The following is an 18358-nucleotide window of genomic DNA, read 5'->3' on the forward strand; positions in this document are numbered from 1 at the left end:
CTAACCTAACGATCCCGGGACCAGAATCACAGGCGGCAGTGGCTTTACGCTTACACTTGTCCAGTGGTTCACTCTCGTTCATCTTCTCTGCTCCTACCTGACGGCTTTTCGCCGCCTTTTCCTCAGCGCTTCCTGCTGTGGCTCTTTACCACAACAGTCTGAGGTGTTTTGCATCCTCCTCCTGTAAGGCGAATGCGGATGGCCATCTTCCATCTCAGACACAGCATGGGTGGAACCTTCCCGGATCCGTCCTTCGAGTCACACTATCATCCGCATGGAGCTTGCCATCGGTCAGCTTATAGTGCTGAAGGGCTTCTTCCAATCGTGACAGCAGACGACAACAGGCATCTACTCAGCCAGACAGTACCGAACGGCAAAGATCCACACCTTGCCGGGCATAAATTTCCGACTGGCGATACAGTCGGGTGTGATCTGCATACTTTGAGGTCAACACGCGCGCCAGCAACCCTGGGCCTGCGATACCCCGTTCAATGGGGCGCAAAGGTGCCGGGGTCTGTACGATAATGTCACATTTTGCACAGGCATGTTTTTCTCGCACAGTGCGGAGCGCCCGGAAGATAAAGACGTGGCCGGACATCGGAGCGTCTTTCAGCGCCATCTGCACCTTTGCTGCCAGGCCGTTGAAGCCGTTTCTCATGTCGGTGATGCCGGCGACCAGCCAGATTTTTGTGCCGGTCGGCAATGAGATCATCGTTTGAGCTCCTGTATCAACCTCGTCAGCACTTGTTCGCTGATGGCGCCATCAAGGCGGAGAGTCCCGTGCCATAAGGCTATCTCGCAGGACAGATTGAAGGTTTTCGATTCATTAGGTGCCGCGGACGATTGATTTGCCGGTTCGGTTTCAGCATCCAGCATTATCGGAAGTAGCTGGGGTACATCCACTCTGGATGATGCTGGTAACTGGAGTTTTCCCTGTCGCCAGTGTTGGCGCCATTTAAACAGCAGATTGGTGTTTATACCATTCTCCAGTGCAAATTTAGAGATGGATATGCCGGATTCGCAGGACGAGGCCACCAGGCGTTGTTTAAATTCAGGAGGGTAATTGGGGCAGCCTTTTCGCCTACCGACGACAACATTTTTCTGGATATCTGACAAAGTGGTTCCCACTACTATTTGGTGGGAGCCACTTTGTCGAATGTGTCAGAAAATCACCAGACGGTACACGGTGTACGTTTACCAGCCCAATCAGCCCATGTCTGGCGGTCACATAAGCCGCCTTCAGCCGGGATGCCTCATGCGAATGCACGGAGCCAATATAAATCACTGTCCCCCCTTGCGGTTTTTTATACATATGTTTCAGTGCCGCCCGGGTGGTCAGAAATGCCCCGTCAGGATGAACAGCCATCATCTTCCGCCAGTCAGCAAACGGGTATTCATCCAGGGGGCTGACAATCTGTATGCCCGCATTCGATACCAGAATATCAAGACTGCCATAACGACTCACCAGCGCGTCGATTCCCTCCTGAGTCTGCTGCTCGTCCGAGACATCCATGCCAATGGCAAACGCTTCACCGCCAGCAAGCTGGATTTCCCGGACCACCTTTTCGGCTGAGGCCAGACTGAGATCCGCAATACCGACCAACGCGCCTCCAGAAGCCATCAATAACGCGATTTCTCTGCCGAGGCCGCTACCGGCCCCGGTAACGAGTGCTGTTTTACCTGATAAACTTTTCATTCTTGTCCCCGTCAATCACCTTGTACCACCACGGTGGTGGAGGGAGCTAATGTATAAACGGCAACGGACATGAAGAAAATGAAAAATAGGCATAGTTCTGATGCACAACAGGCATTAAAAATGCCGAGGATGGCTGTTCATTCCACGGTCATTTGCTCTGAGATTTTAACGACGCAGGTGAAACTGCTGCAGTTTATCATAATCATCCCGGCAGTCCGCATCACAAAAATGCACGTCCTTCAGGGGAGCACTGCAATTGTGGCACAGTCCGGTCATCGGCAGCGACGCCCGCGTTCTGCTGCGAAGCAGATGCTCCAGCCTCATCTGTTCGGCCTGGCTGGCCAGATCCACTTCATCCATTCCTCATATTCCTTAACATTGATATCCGCTATCTTCCTCTACAAATCACTGCCCTGACTGCGCATACCCGCCCGGGAAAAACCATAACCGCAGGACCACGGTCACCGCAAAAATGACAATGGATACAGGTAACCGATTTTCATACCCGGCTCGCTTATGGCATCCCCGTCAGCGACTGAGAGTAATAGCCGGCACTCCCTTTTGCCGCACACATCTGGCGGTCAAAAGGCACCGTCAGCGTTCCGCCAGCCAGGTCCAGCGAAACAAACGCTGGACGGATACAGTTTCCACCTTCAGATGCATCACTGGACACCCGGCTCAGCTGTATCTGCAGATCGCCATCGGCAGGCACAGTCACCGGCGGCAGCACCGGACCGGGATTCATGCCCCGGACGGTGCGTCGTTCAACGGGCATCGGGTGATGTGCAGCATCGCTGAAGGTCAGGACCGGTCGTGGAGGAAGCATGCAGGCACCGGGGCCAGTATTACGTAACACCAGGGTCGTACCACTCTGCGACATTCCGTCATACTGACCGTTATGGTCATCGGTATGCACCGTAATATCTGACGCTTCGCAGGGCAGTATCGACATGGTGTCCGCCCGGACCAGAGGCGTTAACAGCACGGTCAGGGTGGTGACGAGTATCGGGAAAAGGTGTCGCATGTATGCCGCTCCGGTAACGGGTTTAGCGCTCAGGCTGTGACAGCGGGGCCTGATGACGGCGTTCGCACAGGCTGGCCCGGGACTCCTGCCAGTGCTGCTGGCGTGGATTGCGGGCGGCCTCTGCCGCCATCCGCCACCATCGGGCAGCTTCGCCATAATTGCCTTTTTGTTCCAGTTCTGCGGCGGCCTTAGCCCTGGCTGAGGCGTTCAGGATGAACGGGGTTCCGCCGTCCGGCAGACGTTCAGGGGTATGTGGTGTCATGATGATGTTCTCGTCCTGGTGATAACCGTTAAACCTGGCTCCTTGCCTGTTCTGGCCTGGTATGAGTGGTCATTCTCCAGAATATCCAGGTGGGCCTGATGGTGAACGCGCCGCGAATAAGCGCGAACATGAACGACAGCGATCCTCAAACCGGGTGACGATAACGTGCAAAAAAAAGATCGTTACAGGTTGTTCCTGACAGCCAGAACTGCGCGTCGTGCAGGCAGATATTCATCGCCGATGGGTATTCCGGCCAGGCTACAGGAAAGAACGCTGGCAACGCGGGTAATCAGGAAAGGCAGATGTAAATAATAAGGCAACGTTATCAGTGTGGTTCAGCCCCCTTCGTTCAACCCTGTTTTTTCATCTGCGAGCAGACCACTTTCACGGGTTAATGTTGCTTCGGGACAGGCAGCAAATGAGCCTTGCAGCACTGACGCTGTCGTTGCTACGGTCTGGCAACTACCCCCCTCAATCACAAGGTCAACAATAATGAGCAACGTTCCATTTAAATGCCCAGGCTGCAACCACGATCTCACCGTACACTGTGGGACAGAAATCAGCGATGTGGCCGATGTTACCGGCACCACATGTGCTAACTGCGGGCGTACTGTCGATAAAGATGACCTTATCCAGCAAGCCCGTGAACATGCCACGATACTCGTCAGAAATCTCCTCGGGAAGCTCCCCGAATAAGTGATGAAGCTTTTCTGAGGCATCAGATATTCTTCACCAGTATTCACAATTAACTCACCGTCTTCCCGGAAGTGCATACGTTAGCCTGTGATGCTGGTCCTTGCAGTCGCTACAGGTGCCAGCATCGCCTGAACCTGCGATCTTAACTGGTTAAATGTCGCTGTGAAGGTTCCCGGCCCCGGGCGATTAAGGATAACCGGCGTGATATTCGTTAGGCCATGATGCTCAGAATCGGTAACCGTCAGCCATGCCTCTCTCAGTATTTCACTTATTGCCTGCTGAGTGCTTCCATCGTGGGCTCTTCCCAGCGTATCGAGATTCATCAGCAGCACCATTCTGCACGCTGGCGTACTGGCAGACTCCCATATCCAGCGTAGCAGCGTTGGCGGTGAATTATGGCGTGCCTGCTGGCGCTCCCGTGAGTATGCACCAGTCCGCTGCCAGACTTCGGTATGAAAACGCAAAAACAATGACCGGTAATCGGTCATGCTCTCGTGGAACGGCAGCACCAGCGTAAAGCTAAATGCCGCAAGCCGTGGGTAATGGTCAACCGCCTGTTGTAAAAACATACGAATGGTGGCAGGGGTGCAACTGTCAGCACCCGCAATCTCAGAACAAGAATAATTCACGATGAAGGTTCTCTTTTGTTGATTCAGGCTACACGGTAACTATCTGATACAGAAGGAGGGTAGCAGGGCTTATCCCGGTAGCGTGTTGCAGCAGTAATTCATCCGCCAGTTAGCCTCTTCGATGCTGTAAATGCCGGTCAGGCAACGGGCGCAATACTTCACGCCCTGATAATGACTGCCACACCACACGCAGTACCAGGCAAGCGACATCACCGTCACGTCCAGCCCGTTGATGATGCGGCGCAGCTTCCGGCGCCGGGCTTCGGCTTTGACCTCCGGGTCCAGATGCGCACAGTTCATCAGCACATGTTCAGCCACCGTCTGCTGGTCGTGTTCAAACCAGGGTTTCTCACCAGAACCCGTCAGCAGATACAGCACGCAGCCACAGGACGCACAGGTCCATACGCCGCCCGCTGCTCTCGCGGCATCATCCGCTGTCACAAAGCGGCCAGAAGCATCATTCGCCAGATAGCATTTCAGTATGCGCATACCGTCACCTCCGGTGTGCTGCCCGTCACATCAGCATATTGCTGGCTGTATTCGCCGGTTTGGCAGGTCAGGCAGTACCGTTCGCCGTGGTAATCGATGCCGCAACCAGAACAGTGCCAGTCGGCGCGGTAAACCAGCGGACTGGCATCCGGTACATAACATTGCAGTTGTCGGATATGGCGGGTCTCTTTCGCTTCCGGCTTGACATACGGACAGTGCTGTCGCCCATTCTCCGTCAGCGAGTCGCACTTGTGTTCAAACCACGGGCGTTCGGTCTGGTAATCAGGGTGATACTGCAGGGCACTGTCGCAGAGATGGCAGGTATAGTGGTCATAAGGTGCGGTCTGTGCGGTTCTGGCGCCGATCGGGCGACCGTTACCGTCAAGAGCGATAAATGATTTTGCGTACATCGTTCAGGTCCTTACCGTCGAACGACACGCAGGCGTCAGCCGTCCCGGTACGGGTAGCGTGGCAAGTGCGAAAGGCGGGTCAGTTGAGTATTAACAGGTTGTATTGATAGGGTTGTCTGGTCGGTAAAATTCGCAGTCTTTCAGTCATTGCGTTACCGGTGCGCTGACGCGCGAAGGAGGCGGGAACAGTAAGCACAGAGTTTCTCGCCACAGTACTGCCGGCGGCAGTCCAGGCATGTCCAGCGAACGGGGATGTTACGGCGTCATTGCATCATGCTGCTTTCCCGCTCCATGTCCAGGTGCCTCGCGAAGCCGCAATGCGCAGCTGCATCCAGGCTTCCACATCGCTTTTGAACCAGCGGGAACTGCGCCCTAATTTAATCGGTTTCGGGAATTTACCGTTGCTAATCAGCTGGTAGAACCACTTGTCGGTCATGCCAGTACAGGTGGTGATGAAGGTCATATCAATCAGCGGATCTTCTGCGCTGAGTAAGGATGGTGTGATTCCGGTGTGGGTGTTCATGCGCTGTCTCCCTCTGAGTGTTTAATGGTGGGAGATTCCCGACGAGGTTGAATTCAGTGGCACGCCGGGAATCCCTCAGAGGATAAGGAAACCGTGTAAAAAGTTACCGGTCTGGTCCACCGCATGCTTCCCGGGGAAAGCAGACTACGCCGGTGTGCTGTGGTCGCCCGAATGGCAAACAGAGCGGCGTTTATTAACGTAATAATGGCGATGGCAGAGCAAACAGCGCCACCAGACTACAGACGTCTTATGTCGACTTTCTCGCCTGGCTGGAATATCCGCATCGGGGCAGTGATCCAGACTCTCCGGCGCCAAATGCAAAGGGTCATTAAGAAAATACGTGCTCTGGTATGGCGCAACGCCACAACGAGCAGGGGACACTGGCAATACAGGCAGCGATACTGGCCCGGGGGGATATCGCCGGGCGCTCTCTCTGCACTAATGAAATGCCCCTGCTCGCTTATGGCAACAGTAGTTCTGGTGAGCATAATGCCTCCGTAACGTGTATGTGGTAAAGCGGACCCCTCCTGAAGCACTGGGAAAGCGAGTAAAGAATTCCCGAACCTGTTTTGCTTTCTCATCGGGAAGGGAATCTCACATCACCACGGGTTATTCTGATGCTGGTCATTTAAGGTCCGTCATTCCGGTAAATTTTCTATGCAATAGCTTGAAGCTAACAGAAATGGCTCCATCTCTGTGATCCCTTTATCTCCAGGACACAGGCAATGCACATTGACGATTTAATTCAGGAAACACTGGATATACTGCCGCATATCACCGGCATCCCTGAAATGCAGGACTTTCTTAATCGCTACTCCGAATCAGATCAGTTAGCGATGCTTTCCGCGTACCGTATCGGCGTGCGCTACTACGGCTATGATTCAGTCACGCTCAAAGAGGATGACGAACCCGTCACCCGCACCGTTGATGCTCACATCAGCCCTGCTGACTATGCGAAGCTATTGTTTTCAAAACGCACTGAGCTCAGCAATGCACTCAGCTCTTTCAAGCGTTGTACGACGCAACAACAGCGGGATGCATTCTGAGTGTTTTTCGGGTTTAGCAGGGACATTACCCTACTATCTTCCTTACCTGCATGAACTGGCGACAGGTCGTCTGGGACGACCAATAGAAGGTCGGGCCGGAACCTCGTTACAGTAATGCCAACAAAGCCCCTCTTTTTGCTCTACCTTCGCAAGATAGCTCAGGATATAGCGAATGTTAACGATGCTCGCTGCATCGTTGTATCGGACCGGAATGCTTACGTCTGCTGAATAAGCCTCTTTTTTCTCGCAGCGGTATAATTTCCCCTCGTCCTGAGTAATCTCCTGCCATGCGGCTCTCGCTTTTTCAGCCCAGACAAAAGGCTTCTGAGTGATATGCCCGTCAAGCCATAAAACAGCATGCACATGAAAACGATGGTCCAGAGTCCACTCCATCACGCAGAAATATCCGACCACGGCAGGGTACTTATCCATCTTCGCTATTAATAAGCGGACCTCGAATTCCATAGACTGGATATTACTGCTGAGATATCTACAAGTGTCTTTACGGTAAAATAAGTCAATGCGTAATGCATACAGACAGGAATACCGGTTAATCATCATATCGGTATGGTAGGTAATGTTCGAAAGTAAATACCAATCCATCGTGTAGTGAGGAATGACAGGAAGGTTAATCATTGTGGTTATATCTCATCACATCAATTACTGGCCAAGTGACATTTATTTCATCAGGTATATCTCAGACCACAAGGTGTAATATTGGTGAGTTATGTATAACTTTACAGAGGGGGATGATAATTACGCTAAACGGAGAGCTTACTAAGCTACAGGACAAGAATGGCTCTACTGAAGTGATATTTTTTATGATTTACCTGTTGAGAAGCCCACTGGCGGGGCCATGAGTCAGTCTGTTTATTAAGAAAATTATTCTATTAATTATATTAATAACCCAAATTAATTTTACTCATTAAAAGGGGAACAGTGTGATAAACGAGGCCGGAGATTATCAGCCCTGTAAAAGCATTCCGGCCCTCTTAATACGCAGGCTGAGGAGCAGAACCATTCAACTGACGGTATCCGTGATATTAAGCAGGCGATAATGATGAAACCGGGAGTTTGATATGTTGCGAGGGCCGTGGGCGTTATCGCGAGCAGGTGAAGCAGCTCTGTATATGATGCGAAGCGGAACAGAAATTACGGTGCAGGATGTTTAACCGGCCTCATTGCGGTTTATTGCATAACCCACCTGATATATCTCCACCACAACTCGGAACAATGAGCTGCCGTCATATGTATGCGAGACCGCCTCCCGGCATGCAAGGCTCACTCTGTGCTTAAACGCCCAGGCTGCCAGCTACCCATGCCTGATTATGCAGAGACTGTTGACTAAATATTAGTACATCTTATACTAATTTGTATCTTGATTTTTCTTTATCTTGTATGTTTTTGCGGATGGGCGCATCGATGTTAAAAAGAGATTTCGATTTTGTATTTCTGAACAAGGCCGGGCTAATGAAGCCCGTAAATAAAAAGCAGACCCTCGGTTCAATAAAAAAGCTGGAACGCATTTATTGCATGGATTTCTTTGACAGCCGATCATATTCCGAACGTGTTTATTTTCAGGAATTAAACTGTCTCCTCGGATATTCTTCTGATGAAGTGGATTTTGACAATAGGGTGAAGATGATAAATACAGCGAAGGCATTAACCTCCCCCATTTTATATAAAAAAGAACAATTCCTTAAAAAACTCACGGGTCAGCATGCCAGGTTAATCAACCTTTACCCTGATACTCATTCGTTACGTTTTTCATTAAATATCCTGCAGACAACACTGATGCCGGATGCATTAAACACTCTGAAAGTAAAGGAACGCTGTGCACTCCTTTCTAGATTACATGAACAGGTTGCTGAACAATATGCGACAGCGCGTTTGCCTCAAAGACAAGAAAGGTTATTTCTGGTGCTTCATGAAGGATTCAACAGGCATGCCCTACATTCATCTCAACTTGTATTATGAGAATACTCATTCTAACGCTATGCGGGTGACCAACTTTTTAGATCTCTGGGTGGATGTGACAAAGGGGACGGGATCTGCCATCTTCTTCGGTTTTTCAGAGCATTATAAAAATACAGAAATATATAATGACAAGACACGTAGCACTCTGAGAAAAGGACTGACAATACTCGACACGCAGGAAAAACATGAGAACATTGTTATGGAGGATTTTAATGAGCTGGATGATGTGACTGTGAAATATTTTGAAGAAGCGTCAGGAAAATCATTTCAGAAATATCTATTTCAGGTTGCCCGGCAAAGTTATTCTGTCCACACACTTAATTTTATCTCCCATGCCGAATTGAACAATAAAACAATTTCGCCGAATCGTTTTTCTGCCCCTTTTGATCCTGTAAGGGCCCGTAAGATCCGCAGTTATGCACTGTCATCATGATTTAACTGACGCTTTCTTCATCATACTGAAATAAAAAAAATACAGATATATATCACCTTACCGACAACCATCCGGCGTTGTCGATAAGGAGGATCGTCTGGATATTACTATATTACAGCATCTCTTTGACGGGATGTATGCCCTGGCGGTGGAAGGTACCGCCGTCACGGACTCTGCCGCAGTGCTGGCCGAGAGTTACCTGCAGAACGGCATGAATCGTATTGATGCGGCTGAATCGCTGGTGCTGTACGAGTCCCTGAAAGCTTGCGGCTCCGGCTTTTCTTGTGGTCTTACCGGTGGCGCACTGCTGCCGCTGACCGTCACTGCCGACATCTGCTCTTCGCTGTTCATCCAGATGCGGCTGTGTGCAGCCGTTGCCATCATCGGAGGCCGTGACACTGCAGACCCACGGGTACGCCTGCTTTGCTGGGGCGCGCTGGCCGGGGATGCCTGCTCGGATGCCATCAGTGGCATCATCACCCGGTTACTGACCCGCGCACTGAGCCAGCCTCAGGCCGAGACCGCTCTGCTGACGGTGGTTCGCGACGCATTACTACTGAAAAGCAGTCAAGTGTTACTCAGGGAAAGTCTGCTGCTCCCGTTACTGGGCGGGGTAATCAACGGTGGTGCCGCCTGGCTCGTCACCCGCCTGACGGGGCAACTCGCCATCTGCCTGTTTATTCCACCACCAATTCCACCCTGCGCAGCATAATCTTCTGTATTTAACGTTCGGACATCACCTGTCCGTCATTACTCGTATAACACGCTGATTTTCCCGACACATCGGCCACGTCCTTGCAGTCGGGTTTGTTATCGTTTTTGCCCTGACGATACAAACCTGAATGGAGGGAACATGGCCGTTTATCGCGAAGATACTGACCTGCGGTTCCTGGGACGTTGCGAGAATGAGGGCCTGGATTTACTGGTCAGCCTCATTACCCATGCCCCACAGGATAAGACCCTGCGCTGGACGGAAACGCTGTCCGGCAGCGACAACTACAGACGTTTTTACCCGGCGCACCGTAATTACTGGCAGGAGATTGCCGCTGAAATCCAGACCTTCGGTGCCAGCAGTATAGCCAGTATGTTCAGAGGCGGAAAAGGCGCGCTGTATCGGGAAGTGTTATGCGATGTATGTGACCATACGGGCGTGAAAAACCGAAAGGAGGAAACCACCGAAGCCATTGAGCTTTCCCTGCTGCTGGAGCTGCTTGAAAAAAGCCTCTGTGAAATGTCAGCCGGAGAATTGCAGGAATTTGCCGACAGTATGGACACCGAGCTCACCATGCCCACAGCACCGCTGATTTCAATGGCTGTACGTACTGCCGTCCGGGCTTCCGGTTTCGCGGCCTATCGTCTGTCAACCGTCATGCTCAGCACGCTTGCAAAAGCGGTGCTGGGCCGTACGCTGCCGATGGCGACTTATCTGACGCTGACTCGCTCCATCGCTGTCCTGGCGGGGCCTGTCGGCATTGCACTTAGCACCGGCTGGTTGATTGCCGATATGACAGGCCCTGCCCGGCGTGTCACCGTTCCGGCTTGTCTGCTGGTCGCTTGTCTGCGTCAGCAACATCTGCACCACTCACAGTAACTACACGGAAATCCTTCACTATGTCTGCGGAAGAAAAACAACACGATCGCATGGCATCCCGGCTGGCGATCATCATCAGTCGCCTGCTGATGGGGGAAAAATTATCGGTAAAGACGTTGTCTGCAGAGTTTCAGATCTCTGAACGTACCCTTCGTCGGGACTTTCGTGAGCGCCTGAGCTGTCTGGAGCTGACGTACCAGCAGGGAAGCTGGTCACTGGCTCACCCGCAGGAGGGTATACGCACTAACCGGGACATTCTGCATTTTGCCCGGGTCACCCGGATGGAGCAGCTGTTTCCGGCAATGGATCACAAACTGATTGCGGTACTGACCGACAGTACCGTCCCGTCGCCGTATATCGTCTGGCTTTCCCCTCCAGGGCATAAACCCACCCCGTTTGGAGGCTTCTGGCGCATCACTCAGGCGATTCTGGACCACACTCTGCTGGATTTAACCGTTGAGACTCAACAATACCGCTGGTATGCCCCGTACCGTCTGATTTATTTCGAAAACAGCTGGTTTCTCGTTGGTGAATACCGCCAGCAGATGCATGTCCTGCGCTTAGAAAGCATCACAGATGTTTGTCTGACACCGAGACAGTTTCTGCGCAGAAAACACATCGATGCCCTGACCGCCGACCCACATTTCATTCACTCACTGCCGCACTTCCAGTATATCCGCACGATACTGACAGAAACGGAAAATTAAGGATAATCATGAAAAGAATCGCATTTTTACTGGCGCTGCTTTCTTCAGCACAGGCCAGCGCAGCCGCCAATATGTGGACCCGCACCAGTGTGCAGGGCGTGACGGAATACCGGATACAAAACAAAAATGGCGCTGAGCTGCTGCTGACCTGTTCGCCGGAGGACAATGTCTTCGTTCAGTACACATCACCCGATGGCAAAACTCTCACCAGCGGTGGAGATGATGGACGCAGCATTCAGGCGCAGACCGACAACAGCGACACGTTTCTGATAAACGACACATTGTCTGATGCCGGGGGCAGTAACTTCGAAGCCTTCTGGGATGCAGCCAGAAAATCCCATCGTATCCATATAACGGCGACCGGCCTGACCTCCACGACGTTCATCTTCAGCAATGCCGCCCGGACCCTGCCTGCGTTTGATAAGTCAGGATGTCTGACCCGCATGTGAGCCTTTATTGCTTCAACAAAAATAAGGAAAAAATAATGAAAACAACAATGAGTTCCCTCGCCGTGGCACTAATGATTTCACCTCTACTGTACGCCGCAGAGGCCCCGGTCAGGATTGGCCTTGAGCAGGTTAAAAATCCGTATTACCCGAATCTGCATCAGCAGCGTGTTCATGTTCAGTCGCTGAATGATAGCGTCACCATTAAGGATATTGTCATTAACCGAGGTAACTGCCCGATTCAGAAGATGCCCACGGTATACGCAGGTAGTAAGCCTGTAGCACTGATACCTTCAACGCTGCCCTACGGGAAAGAGATTGCCGTATACATTAAAGGCCCATGCAGTGTGGCAGAGATTAACGTCATTACCAGTCAAGGTGACTGGATGATGAAGTACTGATGCCAGCTTGATGTCTGGTCTGACAATGAGTTGTCAGCCCCTATTGTGGTATCAATCGTATATCAAAGAAATCAGGTATTAATACTGCGTATTAATAGCCATATATAAACCCCTCCCCCGTATGGTCCCTCCCCTTACGAAGGATTTGCCATACTATATCTCTCATTATTTTCAGCTGCACCTGACCATTCAGACTCATAAGAAGCCTCGTCCTTTACAGGACGGGGCTTCTTTATTATTCCGGAATAAGAAAGATGACCCGATTAGCATCCCGCTTTGGTGCGGTAAACCTGGTTCGCCGCGACCGTCCGCTAACCCGCGACGAACTGGCCCATTACGTACCCAGCGTCTTCAGTGAAGACAAACATGACTCCAGGAGCGAAAAGTACACTTTTATTCCCACCATCACCCTGCTGGAGAACCTGCAGCGTGAAGGATTCCAGACGTTCTTCGCCTGCGCCGGGCGGGCCAGATAAACGGTCAGAAGGTGCCTGAAATCATTATTTTAAACAGCCACGATGGCTCCAGCCCATATCAGCTACTTCCAGGATTGTTCCGCGCCATCTGCACCAACGGGCTCGTCTGCGGGCAGTCGTTCGGTGAAATTCGTGTACCGCATCGTGGCGATGTGACCGGGAAAGTGATTGAAGACGCATATGAGGTGCCCGGCGTCTTTGATCGGATGGAAGAAAAACGCGAGGCAATGCAGTCACTTCGACTATCAGCTCCCGCACAACATGCCCTGGCGAACGCCGCACTGACCTACCGTTTTGGTGAAGAACATCAGCCGGTGACCGCAGCACAGATACTGACACCACGCCGCTATGAGGATCGTCAGGACGATCTGTGGGCCGTTTATAACCGCATTCAGGAGTCATTGCTGAAAGGCGGGCTGAGCGGGCGTACCGCAAAGGGTAAACGTACCCACACCCGTGCAGTCAACGGCATCGATGGCGATATCAAACTCAACCGTGCGCTGTGGGTCATGGCCGAAGAACTGCAGCAGGCACTGAGCTGATGCCGTTCGTTCCGGCAAATACCCGCCAGATGGCTGTCTGGCCTGTGCACCTGGAAAACCAGCCTGGCTGCCGTTCCATCTCCGATGATGACCTCTGCGCATGGTGCAGACATCTCTGCTACCGTCCCGGCGAGCTCAGCCTGTGCCGGCTGTCTGTGGCTGACGGCATCTGGCCCTCACGGTGCGATGCTGATGGCTGTGCACAATCCTGCCCACAGTTACATCTGAACGTACCACCTGCAGATATCACCCGCCGGTAACCCAAAAATCACACGACTTACACGCTCCCGCCCGGCGGGAGTGCGCTTATGACCGTTACGAAAAGGAACAACTGGCATGACCGACATCATCAACCTGTTACGTCCGCAATCTGCCTATGAGGCCCCCTCACTGACCGCCACACCTGTACCGGACGAACAGCGTGTGGGCTTCTGGCCGCAGCACTTCGGCAGCATACCGCAGTGGATAATCCTTGAACCCACTGTCTTCGCGTGGATGGACCGCTTCTGCACGGACTACATCGGGGGAATCTGGCAGTTTTACACCCTGAGCAACGGCGGCGCCTTTATGGCCCCGGAAGCGAATGCGGATACCGGTGGAAAATGGTCGCTGTTCAGCAACATGAACGGTAACGGCGAAGAGCTCAGCAGTGAGGCTGCCGGGATTGCCGTCTGTCTGATTGCGTACAGCCACCACGCCATGCGCACCGAATGTGACGCCATGACGGAGCACTATTACCACCTGCGGGACTACGCGCTCAGTCACGCGGAATGCAGTGCCATTATGCATATCATCGACTGAGGGATGCGACGATGGAACAACAGTTACCGTTGTTTGCCCGTGAATTAGCCCCTGCCGACCAGCAAACCATCAGGGAAGCCCTGACCCTGCTGGAGCGCCAGCTACGCGAACCCGGCGCATCATTTACCTCAAGTCATGCCGTCCGCGACTGGCTGCGTCTGCAGCTTGCCTCACTGGAGCGCGAAGAGTTTACCGCGATCTTCCTCGATAACCAGCATCGCCTCATTGCTCACGAAACGCTCTTCACCGGCACCATCAGCCATACGCAGGTTCATCCCCGCGAAGTGGTTAAGGCCGGTCTGAAGCACAACGCGGCGGCGATTATTGTCGCCCACTGCCATCCATCAGGGCACGCTGAGCCCAGCAATGCAGATCGTCAGGTCACCACGCGTATGCAGCAGGCGCTGGATCTGGTGGATATCCGACTGCTTGATCACCTGGTGGTGGGTGGTATGGAAGTCGTCTCGTTTTCTGAGAGAGGCTGGCTTTAAGGAGAAATTAGCAATGAAGATTATCAGTAAGCGTCAGGCAATGGCGATATACCGCAAGTATCCGCAGTCCCGCTTGTTTCGCTTCTGCACGGGTAAATACACATGGTCTGGCAGCGTCTGCCACTACGCCGGGCGGGAGGTGCAGGATATCAGCGGTGTGCTCGCGGTCTTCGCTGAACGCCGTCAGGACCGCAACGGCCCGTATGTCATCCTGCGCAGCGTCACGCTCAATTAACGTTAATTTAAGGAGAGCTAAATTGTCGAATAAAACACGACCATCCAGCCACGATATCGCTGAACCATGGTGGGGACTTAAACGCGATATTACCCCGTGTTTTGGCGCACGCCTGGTGCAGGAGGGCAACAGGCTGCACTACCTGGCCGACCGAGCCAGTATCACCGGACAGTTAAGCGACGCGGATTTACGCCATCTCGATCAGGCGTTTCCGGTGTTGCTCAAACAACTGGAGCTGATGCTCGTTTCCGGTGAGCTCAATCCCCGCCATCAGCACTGTGTCACGCTTTACGTAAAAGGGCTGACCTGTGAGGCCGACTCCCTCGGCTCACATGGTTACGTGTACATGGCGATTTACCCCACACCTGCAGCAACCGCGTAAACCTTCACACTGCTTCCCCTCATTTTAACCTATCAACAAAGGGTTCCAGAGATGAAAATTTATCCTGTATCCGCAAAACGGGCCGCTGAGATTGAGCGGTTAACGCATGTATCACCCGTTGCCGTGTGGCAGCGCCTCCTGACATACCTGCTGAACCATCACTATGGCCTTACGCTCAACGATACGCCATTTGGCGATGACGATGCCATTCAGGAATGCATTGACGCTGGTGATCCCCTGCTCGATGCCCTGAATGAGATGGCTGAAGACAACAATCTGGAACGTACTGATAATCGGGGAAAATCATTCCTGTCCGTCTCGTCGCGGCTCACGCCAGCAGATATCCGGAGCACCCAAAACGCAGTGGGTCTGGCAGACAGTCGCACCACCCTCATTATCAACGCCCGGTCGTTAGCCAGAAGCTAACGCCCCGCCATCACACCTTCGTCTGGTACAGGCGATCCGCCGCGCCAGTATCCGTTGTCGTGACGTCTGGCAATTATTTATTAACCGGAGTAAAACCAATGCAAACCCAGCCACTATCCCAAACGCGGGAGGCCTCGCCACGCCTGCCACCGGAGGATGTCTGGCAGCGGCTTCTGAGCCACCTGCTGGATCGTCACTATGGTCTGACGCTCAACGATACGCCTTTCGGCAACGATGGCGTGATTCAGGAGCATATCGACGCCGGTATCCCACTGTGCGACGCGGTGAGCTTTATCGTAGAAAAGTACGACCTGATCCGTACTGACAGACGCGGCTTCAGCGCAGAAAACAGTCACCGCTTATCGGCAACATCGATATCCTGCGGGCCCGGAAGGCGGCCGGGCTGATGGTCCGTCATGGCTACAGGGCCGTTACTGACATCACCACCGGCAAATACCGCGAGGTGCAGCCATGAAACTCGCCTCACCGTGGAAGCGGATACCATTAACATTCTGGCCCTGAATCCGGGCCGGATCGCCGTGGATATTGACGGGATTAGGCTGGACGACCTGATCAATGTGGTCTGCGATAACGGGTATTCACTTCGTATTGCTGATACTCCCGGAAAGCTGGTTGTGGAAGATCCGCTTCCCGTCAGCGCCCGCTACAACGGCATTCTATGCAGTACCGCACATATCACCCGCGAGGATAACGATCTGCTGCATCAGTTATCACGACAGGTACTTGACTTTGAATGGGTCGGCTACACGGGATCGGGCTATCTCATTCGCCTGGATGCGTGGGCTTTTCCGATACTGCAACTGAAACGGCGTGGACTGTCGAAAGCGGGTCGCCGGTTGATTGTCATCCTTATGCGTCGCTACCAGTTGGGGATCATTCACCTCGATGCCTTTGGTGAATTGTTGCCAGGTTTTGAGACCTTCGACTGGTAACCTGGCATCAATCACCACCAGGAGAATACATATCAGAATTAACCACTGAAGCCGCTCTCACTATTCTGATTGACTGGCTTCAGGACAACATTGAATGTGGCAGCGGGATTACCTTAGATAACGACGAGGGCAATACGGATTCAGCAGTGCTGTTGCCCTGGATTGAGCAGGCGCGAAACGATGTTCGTAATCTCCGCCATCTTTAGCTTCTGCAACAGACCAGAACCAGTCAGCCACCGAACCATACTCACCACACACCTATAAGCGCCAGCCCTTACCGGCTGGCGCTTTGCTTTATATAAAGGAAATCAAAATGTCAGACCTTACCCTCACTGACCCCAAAGTATTAACCGATCACACCGATGTAATTTGTTCCACTAGCATTGAGCGCATCGTCACCGGACGCAACGCGGCTCTGGCGCAAATTGAAACGCTGATACAGCAACTCGACGATATCTCTGCACTGACCCGCAGCATCGGCGGAAAAACCGCCCTGGACTGGGCAATGAAACAGGATTTCCGCTGCGGCTGCTGGTTGATGGAAAAAAGAGAAGCGGCAATGAAAGCCATAACCCGCAATCTCGATCGCGGTATATGGCGGGATTTAATGAAGAAATCCGGGATGCTATCGCTCATGGACGCCCAGGCCCGTGAGCAATGGTACAACAGTCTGGAAAAGGACGATATACCTGCCGTCAGTGAAGCCAACATCCTGTGCACGTTCGAGCAGTTGCATCTGAATAAAGGTGAGGTATTTGAGCGCGGCGTCATTAACGTCTTCAGGGGGTTAAGCTGGGACTTTAAGACCAATAGCCCATGTAAATTTGGGAAGAAGGTCATCGTGACGGGGCTGGTCAAATGTGACCAGTGGGGATTCGGGCTTAACTGGGGCTGGCAACGTGATCGGCTGGCAGACCTTGAGCGCATGCTGATGCTCCTGGATGGTAAACCTGTCCCCGATAACCGCGCTGACGTTACCCGCCGGTTGGGCGACCATATCCATGCTAACCGGCACAGCAACCGTTACGAGGACGAGATGTTTGCCATCAAATACTTTCAGAAGGGTACAGCGCATATCACGTTCAGGAGACCTGAACTGGTCGATAAACTGAATGACATCATTGCCCGGCACTATCCGGGGGCATTGCCAACTAAACACTGAGGAGGCTGATTATGGTATCATTTTCAAATACTGATGGTGCTCACTGCGATTCCGTAGCAGAACACTACACCTTGCCATCAAATAGAATTCAGATGGATGTAAAAGTTCCCGTTCAACCATCAAATTTTGGCGCTTTGCAGAAGGGGGCCTTAATGGGGGCTTCAAAGTTTATGGAACAAGATAAAAACCATATTTATCAATGCAATTGCAAGACAAAATCTATTCCGAGTCCGGGCACCACTATTTAAAGAACCCAGCCTATGGCTGGGTTTTTGCTTTTCTGCGTCTGATAAACTCTCCTGTAACCACTCTCTGGTCACATCCTCGTAAACCTGTTCTTGCAGTATTTCATGGCGCTTAAAGTGGTCCTGTGCACGCTAAATTCCGTACTGATCTGAAGTGTTTGGGGGATCCTGAAGGGAGATGATGGGGTTTGGGGTTACCGTATCGTGGCTTCGCCTTGTCTGGCGGCACTCTTTGGGGTATTCAGATGTGTATTTCGCGCCCCAAAGCAAAAAACCCCGCACCATACGGTACGGGGTTCTTTTAATTGATGCCTG

The 18358-nt window shown here is 52.4% G+C and carries 29 protein-coding genes and 4 pseudogenes; 21 read left to right on the top strand and 12 right to left on the bottom strand.

The genetic code is table 11. From position 1 onward, the window contains the following. Positions 1 to 238 precede the first annotated feature (238 nt). The 7 genes and pseudogenes from AAIR21_RS25990 to AAIR21_RS26020 all read right to left on the bottom strand — a co-directional run. Positions 239 to 577, bottom strand: a pseudogene (locus AAIR21_RS25990) (IS66 family transposase); the annotation flags it as partial. Between the two features lie 42 nt (positions 578 to 619). Beyond that, positions 620 to 712, bottom strand: a pseudogene (locus tag AAIR21_RS25995) (IS66 family insertion sequence element accessory protein TnpB); the annotation flags it as partial. Further along, a complete protein-coding gene (gene tnpA / locus AAIR21_RS26000; protein WP_434682600.1) occupies positions 709 to 1128 on the bottom strand; it encodes an IS66-like element accessory protein TnpA in 420 nt (139 codons plus the stop codon). The pseudogene AAIR21_RS25995 and the gene tnpA, both read right to left, overlap by 4 nt. Further along, positions 1082 to 1696, bottom strand: a complete 615-nt coding sequence (locus AAIR21_RS26005; protein ID WP_333168956.1) for an SDR family NAD(P)-dependent oxidoreductase — start codon at positions 1694 to 1696, stop codon at positions 1082 to 1084. The genes tnpA and AAIR21_RS26005 overlap by 47 nt, the downstream gene beginning before the upstream one ends. Positions 1697 to 1861: 165 nt before the next feature. Then, positions 1862 to 2056: a hypothetical protein gene (locus AAIR21_RS26010; protein ID WP_333168955.1), complete on the bottom strand. Its 195-nt coding sequence runs from the start codon at positions 2054 to 2056 to the stop codon at positions 1862 to 1864. 154 nt (positions 2057 to 2210) lie between these two features. After that, the gene (locus AAIR21_RS26015) at positions 2211 to 2720 is read right to left on the bottom strand and encodes a DUF4232 domain-containing protein (RefSeq protein ID WP_333168954.1); all 510 of its coding nucleotides are present in this window, start codon (positions 2718 to 2720) and stop codon (positions 2211 to 2213) included. A 22-nt stretch (positions 2721 to 2742) separates the two neighbouring features. Continuing rightward, the gene (locus tag AAIR21_RS26020; RefSeq protein ID WP_333168953.1) at positions 2743 to 2982 is read right to left on the bottom strand and encodes an ANR family transcriptional regulator; all 240 of its coding nucleotides are present in this window, start codon (positions 2980 to 2982) and stop codon (positions 2743 to 2745) included. Positions 2983 to 3474: 492 nt separating this feature from the next. Between AAIR21_RS26020 and AAIR21_RS26025 the strand changes: the two genes are divergently transcribed. Beyond that, on the top strand, positions 3475 to 3678 hold the full coding sequence (locus AAIR21_RS26025) for an ECs_2282 family putative zinc-binding protein (RefSeq protein ID WP_333168952.1): 204 nt from the start codon (positions 3475 to 3477) through the stop codon (positions 3676 to 3678). Positions 3679 to 3758: 80 nt separating this feature from the next. Here AAIR21_RS26025 and AAIR21_RS26030 read toward each other — a convergent pair whose 3' ends face one another. From AAIR21_RS26030 to AAIR21_RS26045, 4 genes are all read right to left on the bottom strand, one after another. Next, entirely contained in the window at positions 3759 to 4307 is a 549-nt protein-coding gene (locus AAIR21_RS26030) for a YagK/YfjJ domain-containing protein (protein ID WP_025206332.1), read from the bottom strand. Between the two features lie 69 nt (positions 4308 to 4376). Next, entirely contained in the window at positions 4377 to 4796 is a 420-nt protein-coding gene (locus tag AAIR21_RS26035) for a putative zinc ribbon protein (RefSeq protein WP_025206333.1), read from the bottom strand. Further along, positions 4784 to 5206 carry a putative zinc ribbon protein gene (locus tag AAIR21_RS26040; RefSeq protein WP_333168951.1) on the bottom strand — a complete coding sequence of 141 codons (423 nt, stop codon included), beginning with the start codon at positions 5204 to 5206 and terminating at the stop codon, positions 4784 to 4786. Before AAIR21_RS26040 ends, AAIR21_RS26035 begins: the two co-directional genes overlap by 13 nt. Positions 5207 to 5477: 271 nt before the next feature. After that, on the bottom strand, positions 5478 to 5729 hold the full coding sequence (locus AAIR21_RS26045; protein WP_333168950.1) for a helix-turn-helix transcriptional regulator: 252 nt from the start codon (positions 5727 to 5729) through the stop codon (positions 5478 to 5480). Positions 5730 to 6454: 725 nt separating this feature from the next. Here AAIR21_RS26045 and AAIR21_RS26050 point away from each other — a divergent pair. Then, positions 6455 to 6775, top strand: a complete 321-nt coding sequence (locus tag AAIR21_RS26050) for a hypothetical protein (protein ID WP_025206337.1) — start codon at positions 6455 to 6457, stop codon at positions 6773 to 6775. A gap of 42 nt (positions 6776 to 6817) precedes the next feature. On the opposite strand, the gene AAIR21_RS26055 is transcribed toward AAIR21_RS26050, so the two are convergent. Continuing rightward, on the bottom strand, positions 6818 to 7411 hold the full coding sequence (locus AAIR21_RS26055; protein ID WP_333168949.1) for a hypothetical protein: 594 nt from the start codon (positions 7409 to 7411) through the stop codon (positions 6818 to 6820). Between the two features lie 786 nt (positions 7412 to 8197). Between AAIR21_RS26055 and AAIR21_RS26060 the strand changes: the two genes are divergently transcribed. The 19 genes and pseudogenes from AAIR21_RS26060 to AAIR21_RS26150 all read left to right on the top strand — a co-directional run bounded on the left by AAIR21_RS26060 (position 8198) and on the right by AAIR21_RS26150 (position 18046). Next, positions 8198 to 8752 (top strand): hypothetical protein, encoded by a 555-nt coding sequence (locus tag AAIR21_RS26060; RefSeq protein WP_434682602.1) that lies wholly within the window; start codon positions 8198 to 8200, stop codon positions 8750 to 8752. Further along, positions 8721 to 9185, top strand: a complete 465-nt coding sequence (locus AAIR21_RS26065; protein WP_434682603.1) for a hypothetical protein — start codon at positions 8721 to 8723, stop codon at positions 9183 to 9185. The genes AAIR21_RS26060 and AAIR21_RS26065 overlap by 32 nt, the downstream gene beginning before the upstream one ends. A gap of 133 nt (positions 9186 to 9318) precedes the next feature. Continuing rightward, positions 9319 to 9897, top strand: coding sequence for a hypothetical protein (locus AAIR21_RS26070; protein WP_333168947.1), 579 nt, complete (start codon positions 9319 to 9321; stop codon positions 9895 to 9897). A gap of 141 nt (positions 9898 to 10038) precedes the next feature. Then, positions 10039 to 10776 (top strand): DUF3944 domain-containing protein, encoded by a 738-nt coding sequence (locus tag AAIR21_RS26075; protein ID WP_333168946.1) that lies wholly within the window; start codon positions 10039 to 10041, stop codon positions 10774 to 10776. A 20-nt stretch (positions 10777 to 10796) separates the two neighbouring features. Further along, a complete protein-coding gene (locus AAIR21_RS26080; RefSeq protein WP_333168945.1) occupies positions 10797 to 11483 on the top strand; it encodes a WYL domain-containing protein in 687 nt (228 codons plus the stop codon). An 8-nt stretch (positions 11484 to 11491) separates the two neighbouring features. Beyond that, entirely contained in the window at positions 11492 to 11932 is a 441-nt protein-coding gene (locus AAIR21_RS26085) for a hypothetical protein (protein WP_333168944.1), read from the top strand. A 35-nt stretch (positions 11933 to 11967) separates the two neighbouring features. Further along, on the top strand, positions 11968 to 12330 hold the full coding sequence (locus AAIR21_RS26090; RefSeq protein ID WP_333168943.1) for a hypothetical protein: 363 nt from the start codon (positions 11968 to 11970) through the stop codon (positions 12328 to 12330). A 254-nt stretch (positions 12331 to 12584) separates the two neighbouring features. After that, positions 12585 to 13348 (top strand): annotated as a pseudogene (locus AAIR21_RS26095) (DUF932 domain-containing protein). Beyond that, positions 13348 to 13608, top strand: a complete 261-nt coding sequence (locus tag AAIR21_RS26100) for a hypothetical protein (protein WP_333168942.1) — start codon at positions 13348 to 13350, stop codon at positions 13606 to 13608. The pseudogene AAIR21_RS26095 and the gene AAIR21_RS26100 overlap by 1 nt, the downstream one beginning before the upstream one ends. 76 nt (positions 13609 to 13684) lie before the next feature. Continuing rightward, entirely contained in the window at positions 13685 to 14149 is a 465-nt protein-coding gene (locus AAIR21_RS26105; RefSeq protein WP_333168941.1) for an antirestriction protein, read from the top strand. A gap of 11 nt (positions 14150 to 14160) precedes the next feature. Continuing rightward, the gene (radC, locus tag AAIR21_RS26110) at positions 14161 to 14640 is read left to right on the top strand and encodes a RadC family protein (RefSeq protein WP_333168940.1); all 480 of its coding nucleotides are present in this window, start codon (positions 14161 to 14163) and stop codon (positions 14638 to 14640) included. A 13-nt stretch (positions 14641 to 14653) separates the two neighbouring features. Further along, complete coding sequence (locus AAIR21_RS26115) at positions 14654 to 14875, top strand: DUF987 domain-containing protein (protein WP_025206348.1); 222 nt, start codon at positions 14654 to 14656, stop codon at positions 14873 to 14875. 22 nt (positions 14876 to 14897) lie between these two features. Beyond that, positions 14898 to 15257: a type IV toxin-antitoxin system YeeU family antitoxin gene (locus tag AAIR21_RS26120; protein ID WP_333168939.1), complete on the top strand. Its 360-nt coding sequence runs from the start codon at positions 14898 to 14900 to the stop codon at positions 15255 to 15257. 51 nt (positions 15258 to 15308) lie between these two features. Continuing rightward, positions 15309 to 15683 carry a TA system toxin CbtA family protein gene (locus tag AAIR21_RS26125; RefSeq protein ID WP_333168938.1) on the top strand — a complete coding sequence of 125 codons (375 nt, stop codon included), beginning with the start codon at positions 15309 to 15311 and terminating at the stop codon, positions 15681 to 15683. A 98-nt stretch (positions 15684 to 15781) separates the two neighbouring features. Further along, positions 15782 to 16158: pseudogene (locus AAIR21_RS26130) on the top strand (TA system toxin CbtA family protein). Continuing rightward, complete coding sequence (locus AAIR21_RS26135) at positions 16100 to 16636, top strand: DUF5983 family protein (protein ID WP_333168937.1); 537 nt, start codon at positions 16100 to 16102, stop codon at positions 16634 to 16636. Before AAIR21_RS26130 ends, AAIR21_RS26135 begins: the two are co-directional and overlap by 59 nt. A gap of 29 nt (positions 16637 to 16665) precedes the next feature. Continuing rightward, a complete protein-coding gene (locus tag AAIR21_RS26140) occupies positions 16666 to 16842 on the top strand; it encodes a hypothetical protein (protein WP_333169106.1) in 177 nt (58 codons plus the stop codon). A gap of 107 nt (positions 16843 to 16949) precedes the next feature. Then, positions 16950 to 17798: a DUF4942 domain-containing protein gene (locus tag AAIR21_RS26145; protein ID WP_333168936.1), complete on the top strand. Its 849-nt coding sequence runs from the start codon at positions 16950 to 16952 to the stop codon at positions 17796 to 17798. Between the two features lie 11 nt (positions 17799 to 17809). After that, positions 17810 to 18046, top strand: a complete 237-nt coding sequence (locus AAIR21_RS26150) for a hypothetical protein (protein ID WP_434682605.1) — start codon at positions 17810 to 17812, stop codon at positions 18044 to 18046. Positions 18047 to 18358 lie beyond the last annotated feature (312 nt).

Origin of the sequence: Enterobacter sp. PTB (assembly GCF_051130085.1) — a bacterium.
Lineage (GTDB): Bacteria > Pseudomonadota > Gammaproteobacteria > Enterobacterales > Enterobacteriaceae > Enterobacter > Enterobacter ludwigii.

Bases quoted from the DNA above. Each gene is read 5' to 3' on its own strand.
- AAIR21_RS26075 (WP_333168946.1), top strand. From the start codon at position 10,039: ATGGCCGTTTATCGCGAAGATACTGACCTGCGGTTCCTGGGACGTTGC.
- AAIR21_RS26010 (WP_333168955.1), bottom strand. From the start codon at position 2,056: ATGGATGAAGTGGATCTGGCCAGCCAGGCCGAACAGATGAGGCTGGAG.
- AAIR21_RS26105 (WP_333168941.1), top strand. From the start codon at position 13,685: ATGACCGACATCATCAACCTGTTACGTCCGCAATCTGCCTATGAGGCC.
- AAIR21_RS26085 (WP_333168944.1), top strand. From the start codon at position 11,492: ATGAAAAGAATCGCATTTTTACTGGCGCTGCTTTCTTCAGCACAGGCC.
- AAIR21_RS26115 (WP_025206348.1), top strand. From the start codon at position 14,654: ATGAAGATTATCAGTAAGCGTCAGGCAATGGCGATATACCGCAAGTAT.
- AAIR21_RS26080 (WP_333168945.1), top strand. From the start codon at position 10,797: ATGTCTGCGGAAGAAAAACAACACGATCGCATGGCATCCCGGCTGGCG.
- AAIR21_RS26070 (WP_333168947.1), top strand. From the start codon at position 9,319: ATGTATGCCCTGGCGGTGGAAGGTACCGCCGTCACGGACTCTGCCGCA.
- AAIR21_RS26150 (WP_434682605.1), top strand. From the start codon at position 17,810: ATGGTATCATTTTCAAATACTGATGGTGCTCACTGCGATTCCGTAGCA.
- AAIR21_RS26145 (WP_333168936.1), top strand. From the start codon at position 16,950: ATGTCAGACCTTACCCTCACTGACCCCAAAGTATTAACCGATCACACC.
- AAIR21_RS26125 (WP_333168938.1), top strand. From the start codon at position 15,309: ATGAAAATTTATCCTGTATCCGCAAAACGGGCCGCTGAGATTGAGCGG.
- AAIR21_RS26100 (WP_333168942.1), top strand. From the start codon at position 13,348: ATGCCGTTCGTTCCGGCAAATACCCGCCAGATGGCTGTCTGGCCTGTG.
- AAIR21_RS26050 (WP_025206337.1), top strand. From the start codon at position 6,455: ATGCACATTGACGATTTAATTCAGGAAACACTGGATATACTGCCGCAT.
- AAIR21_RS26035 (WP_025206333.1), bottom strand. From the start codon at position 4,796: ATGCGCATACTGAAATGCTATCTGGCGAATGATGCTTCTGGCCGCTTT.
- AAIR21_RS26040 (WP_333168951.1), bottom strand. From the start codon at position 5,206: ATGTACGCAAAATCATTTATCGCTCTTGACGGTAACGGTCGCCCGATC.
- AAIR21_RS26020 (WP_333168953.1), bottom strand. From the start codon at position 2,982: ATGACACCACATACCCCTGAACGTCTGCCGGACGGCGGAACCCCGTTC.
- AAIR21_RS26045 (WP_333168950.1), bottom strand. From the start codon at position 5,729: ATGAACACCCACACCGGAATCACACCATCCTTACTCAGCGCAGAAGAT.
- AAIR21_RS26065 (WP_434682603.1), top strand. From the start codon at position 8,721: ATGCCCTACATTCATCTCAACTTGTATTATGAGAATACTCATTCTAAC.
- AAIR21_RS26135 (WP_333168937.1), top strand. From the start codon at position 16,100: ATGGCTACAGGGCCGTTACTGACATCACCACCGGCAAATACCGCGAGG.
- AAIR21_RS26055 (WP_333168949.1), bottom strand. From the start codon at position 7,411: ATGATTAACCTTCCTGTCATTCCTCACTACACGATGGATTGGTATTTA.
- AAIR21_RS26015 (WP_333168954.1), bottom strand. From the start codon at position 2,720: ATGCGACACCTTTTCCCGATACTCGTCACCACCCTGACCGTGCTGTTA.
- AAIR21_RS26060 (WP_434682602.1), top strand. From the start codon at position 8,198: ATGTTAAAAAGAGATTTCGATTTTGTATTTCTGAACAAGGCCGGGCTA.
- radC (WP_333168940.1), top strand. From the start codon at position 14,161: ATGGAACAACAGTTACCGTTGTTTGCCCGTGAATTAGCCCCTGCCGAC.
- AAIR21_RS26025 (WP_333168952.1), top strand. From the start codon at position 3,475: ATGAGCAACGTTCCATTTAAATGCCCAGGCTGCAACCACGATCTCACC.
- AAIR21_RS26005 (WP_333168956.1), bottom strand. From the start codon at position 1,696: ATGAAAAGTTTATCAGGTAAAACAGCACTCGTTACCGGGGCCGGTAGC.
- AAIR21_RS26090 (WP_333168943.1), top strand. From the start codon at position 11,968: ATGAAAACAACAATGAGTTCCCTCGCCGTGGCACTAATGATTTCACCT.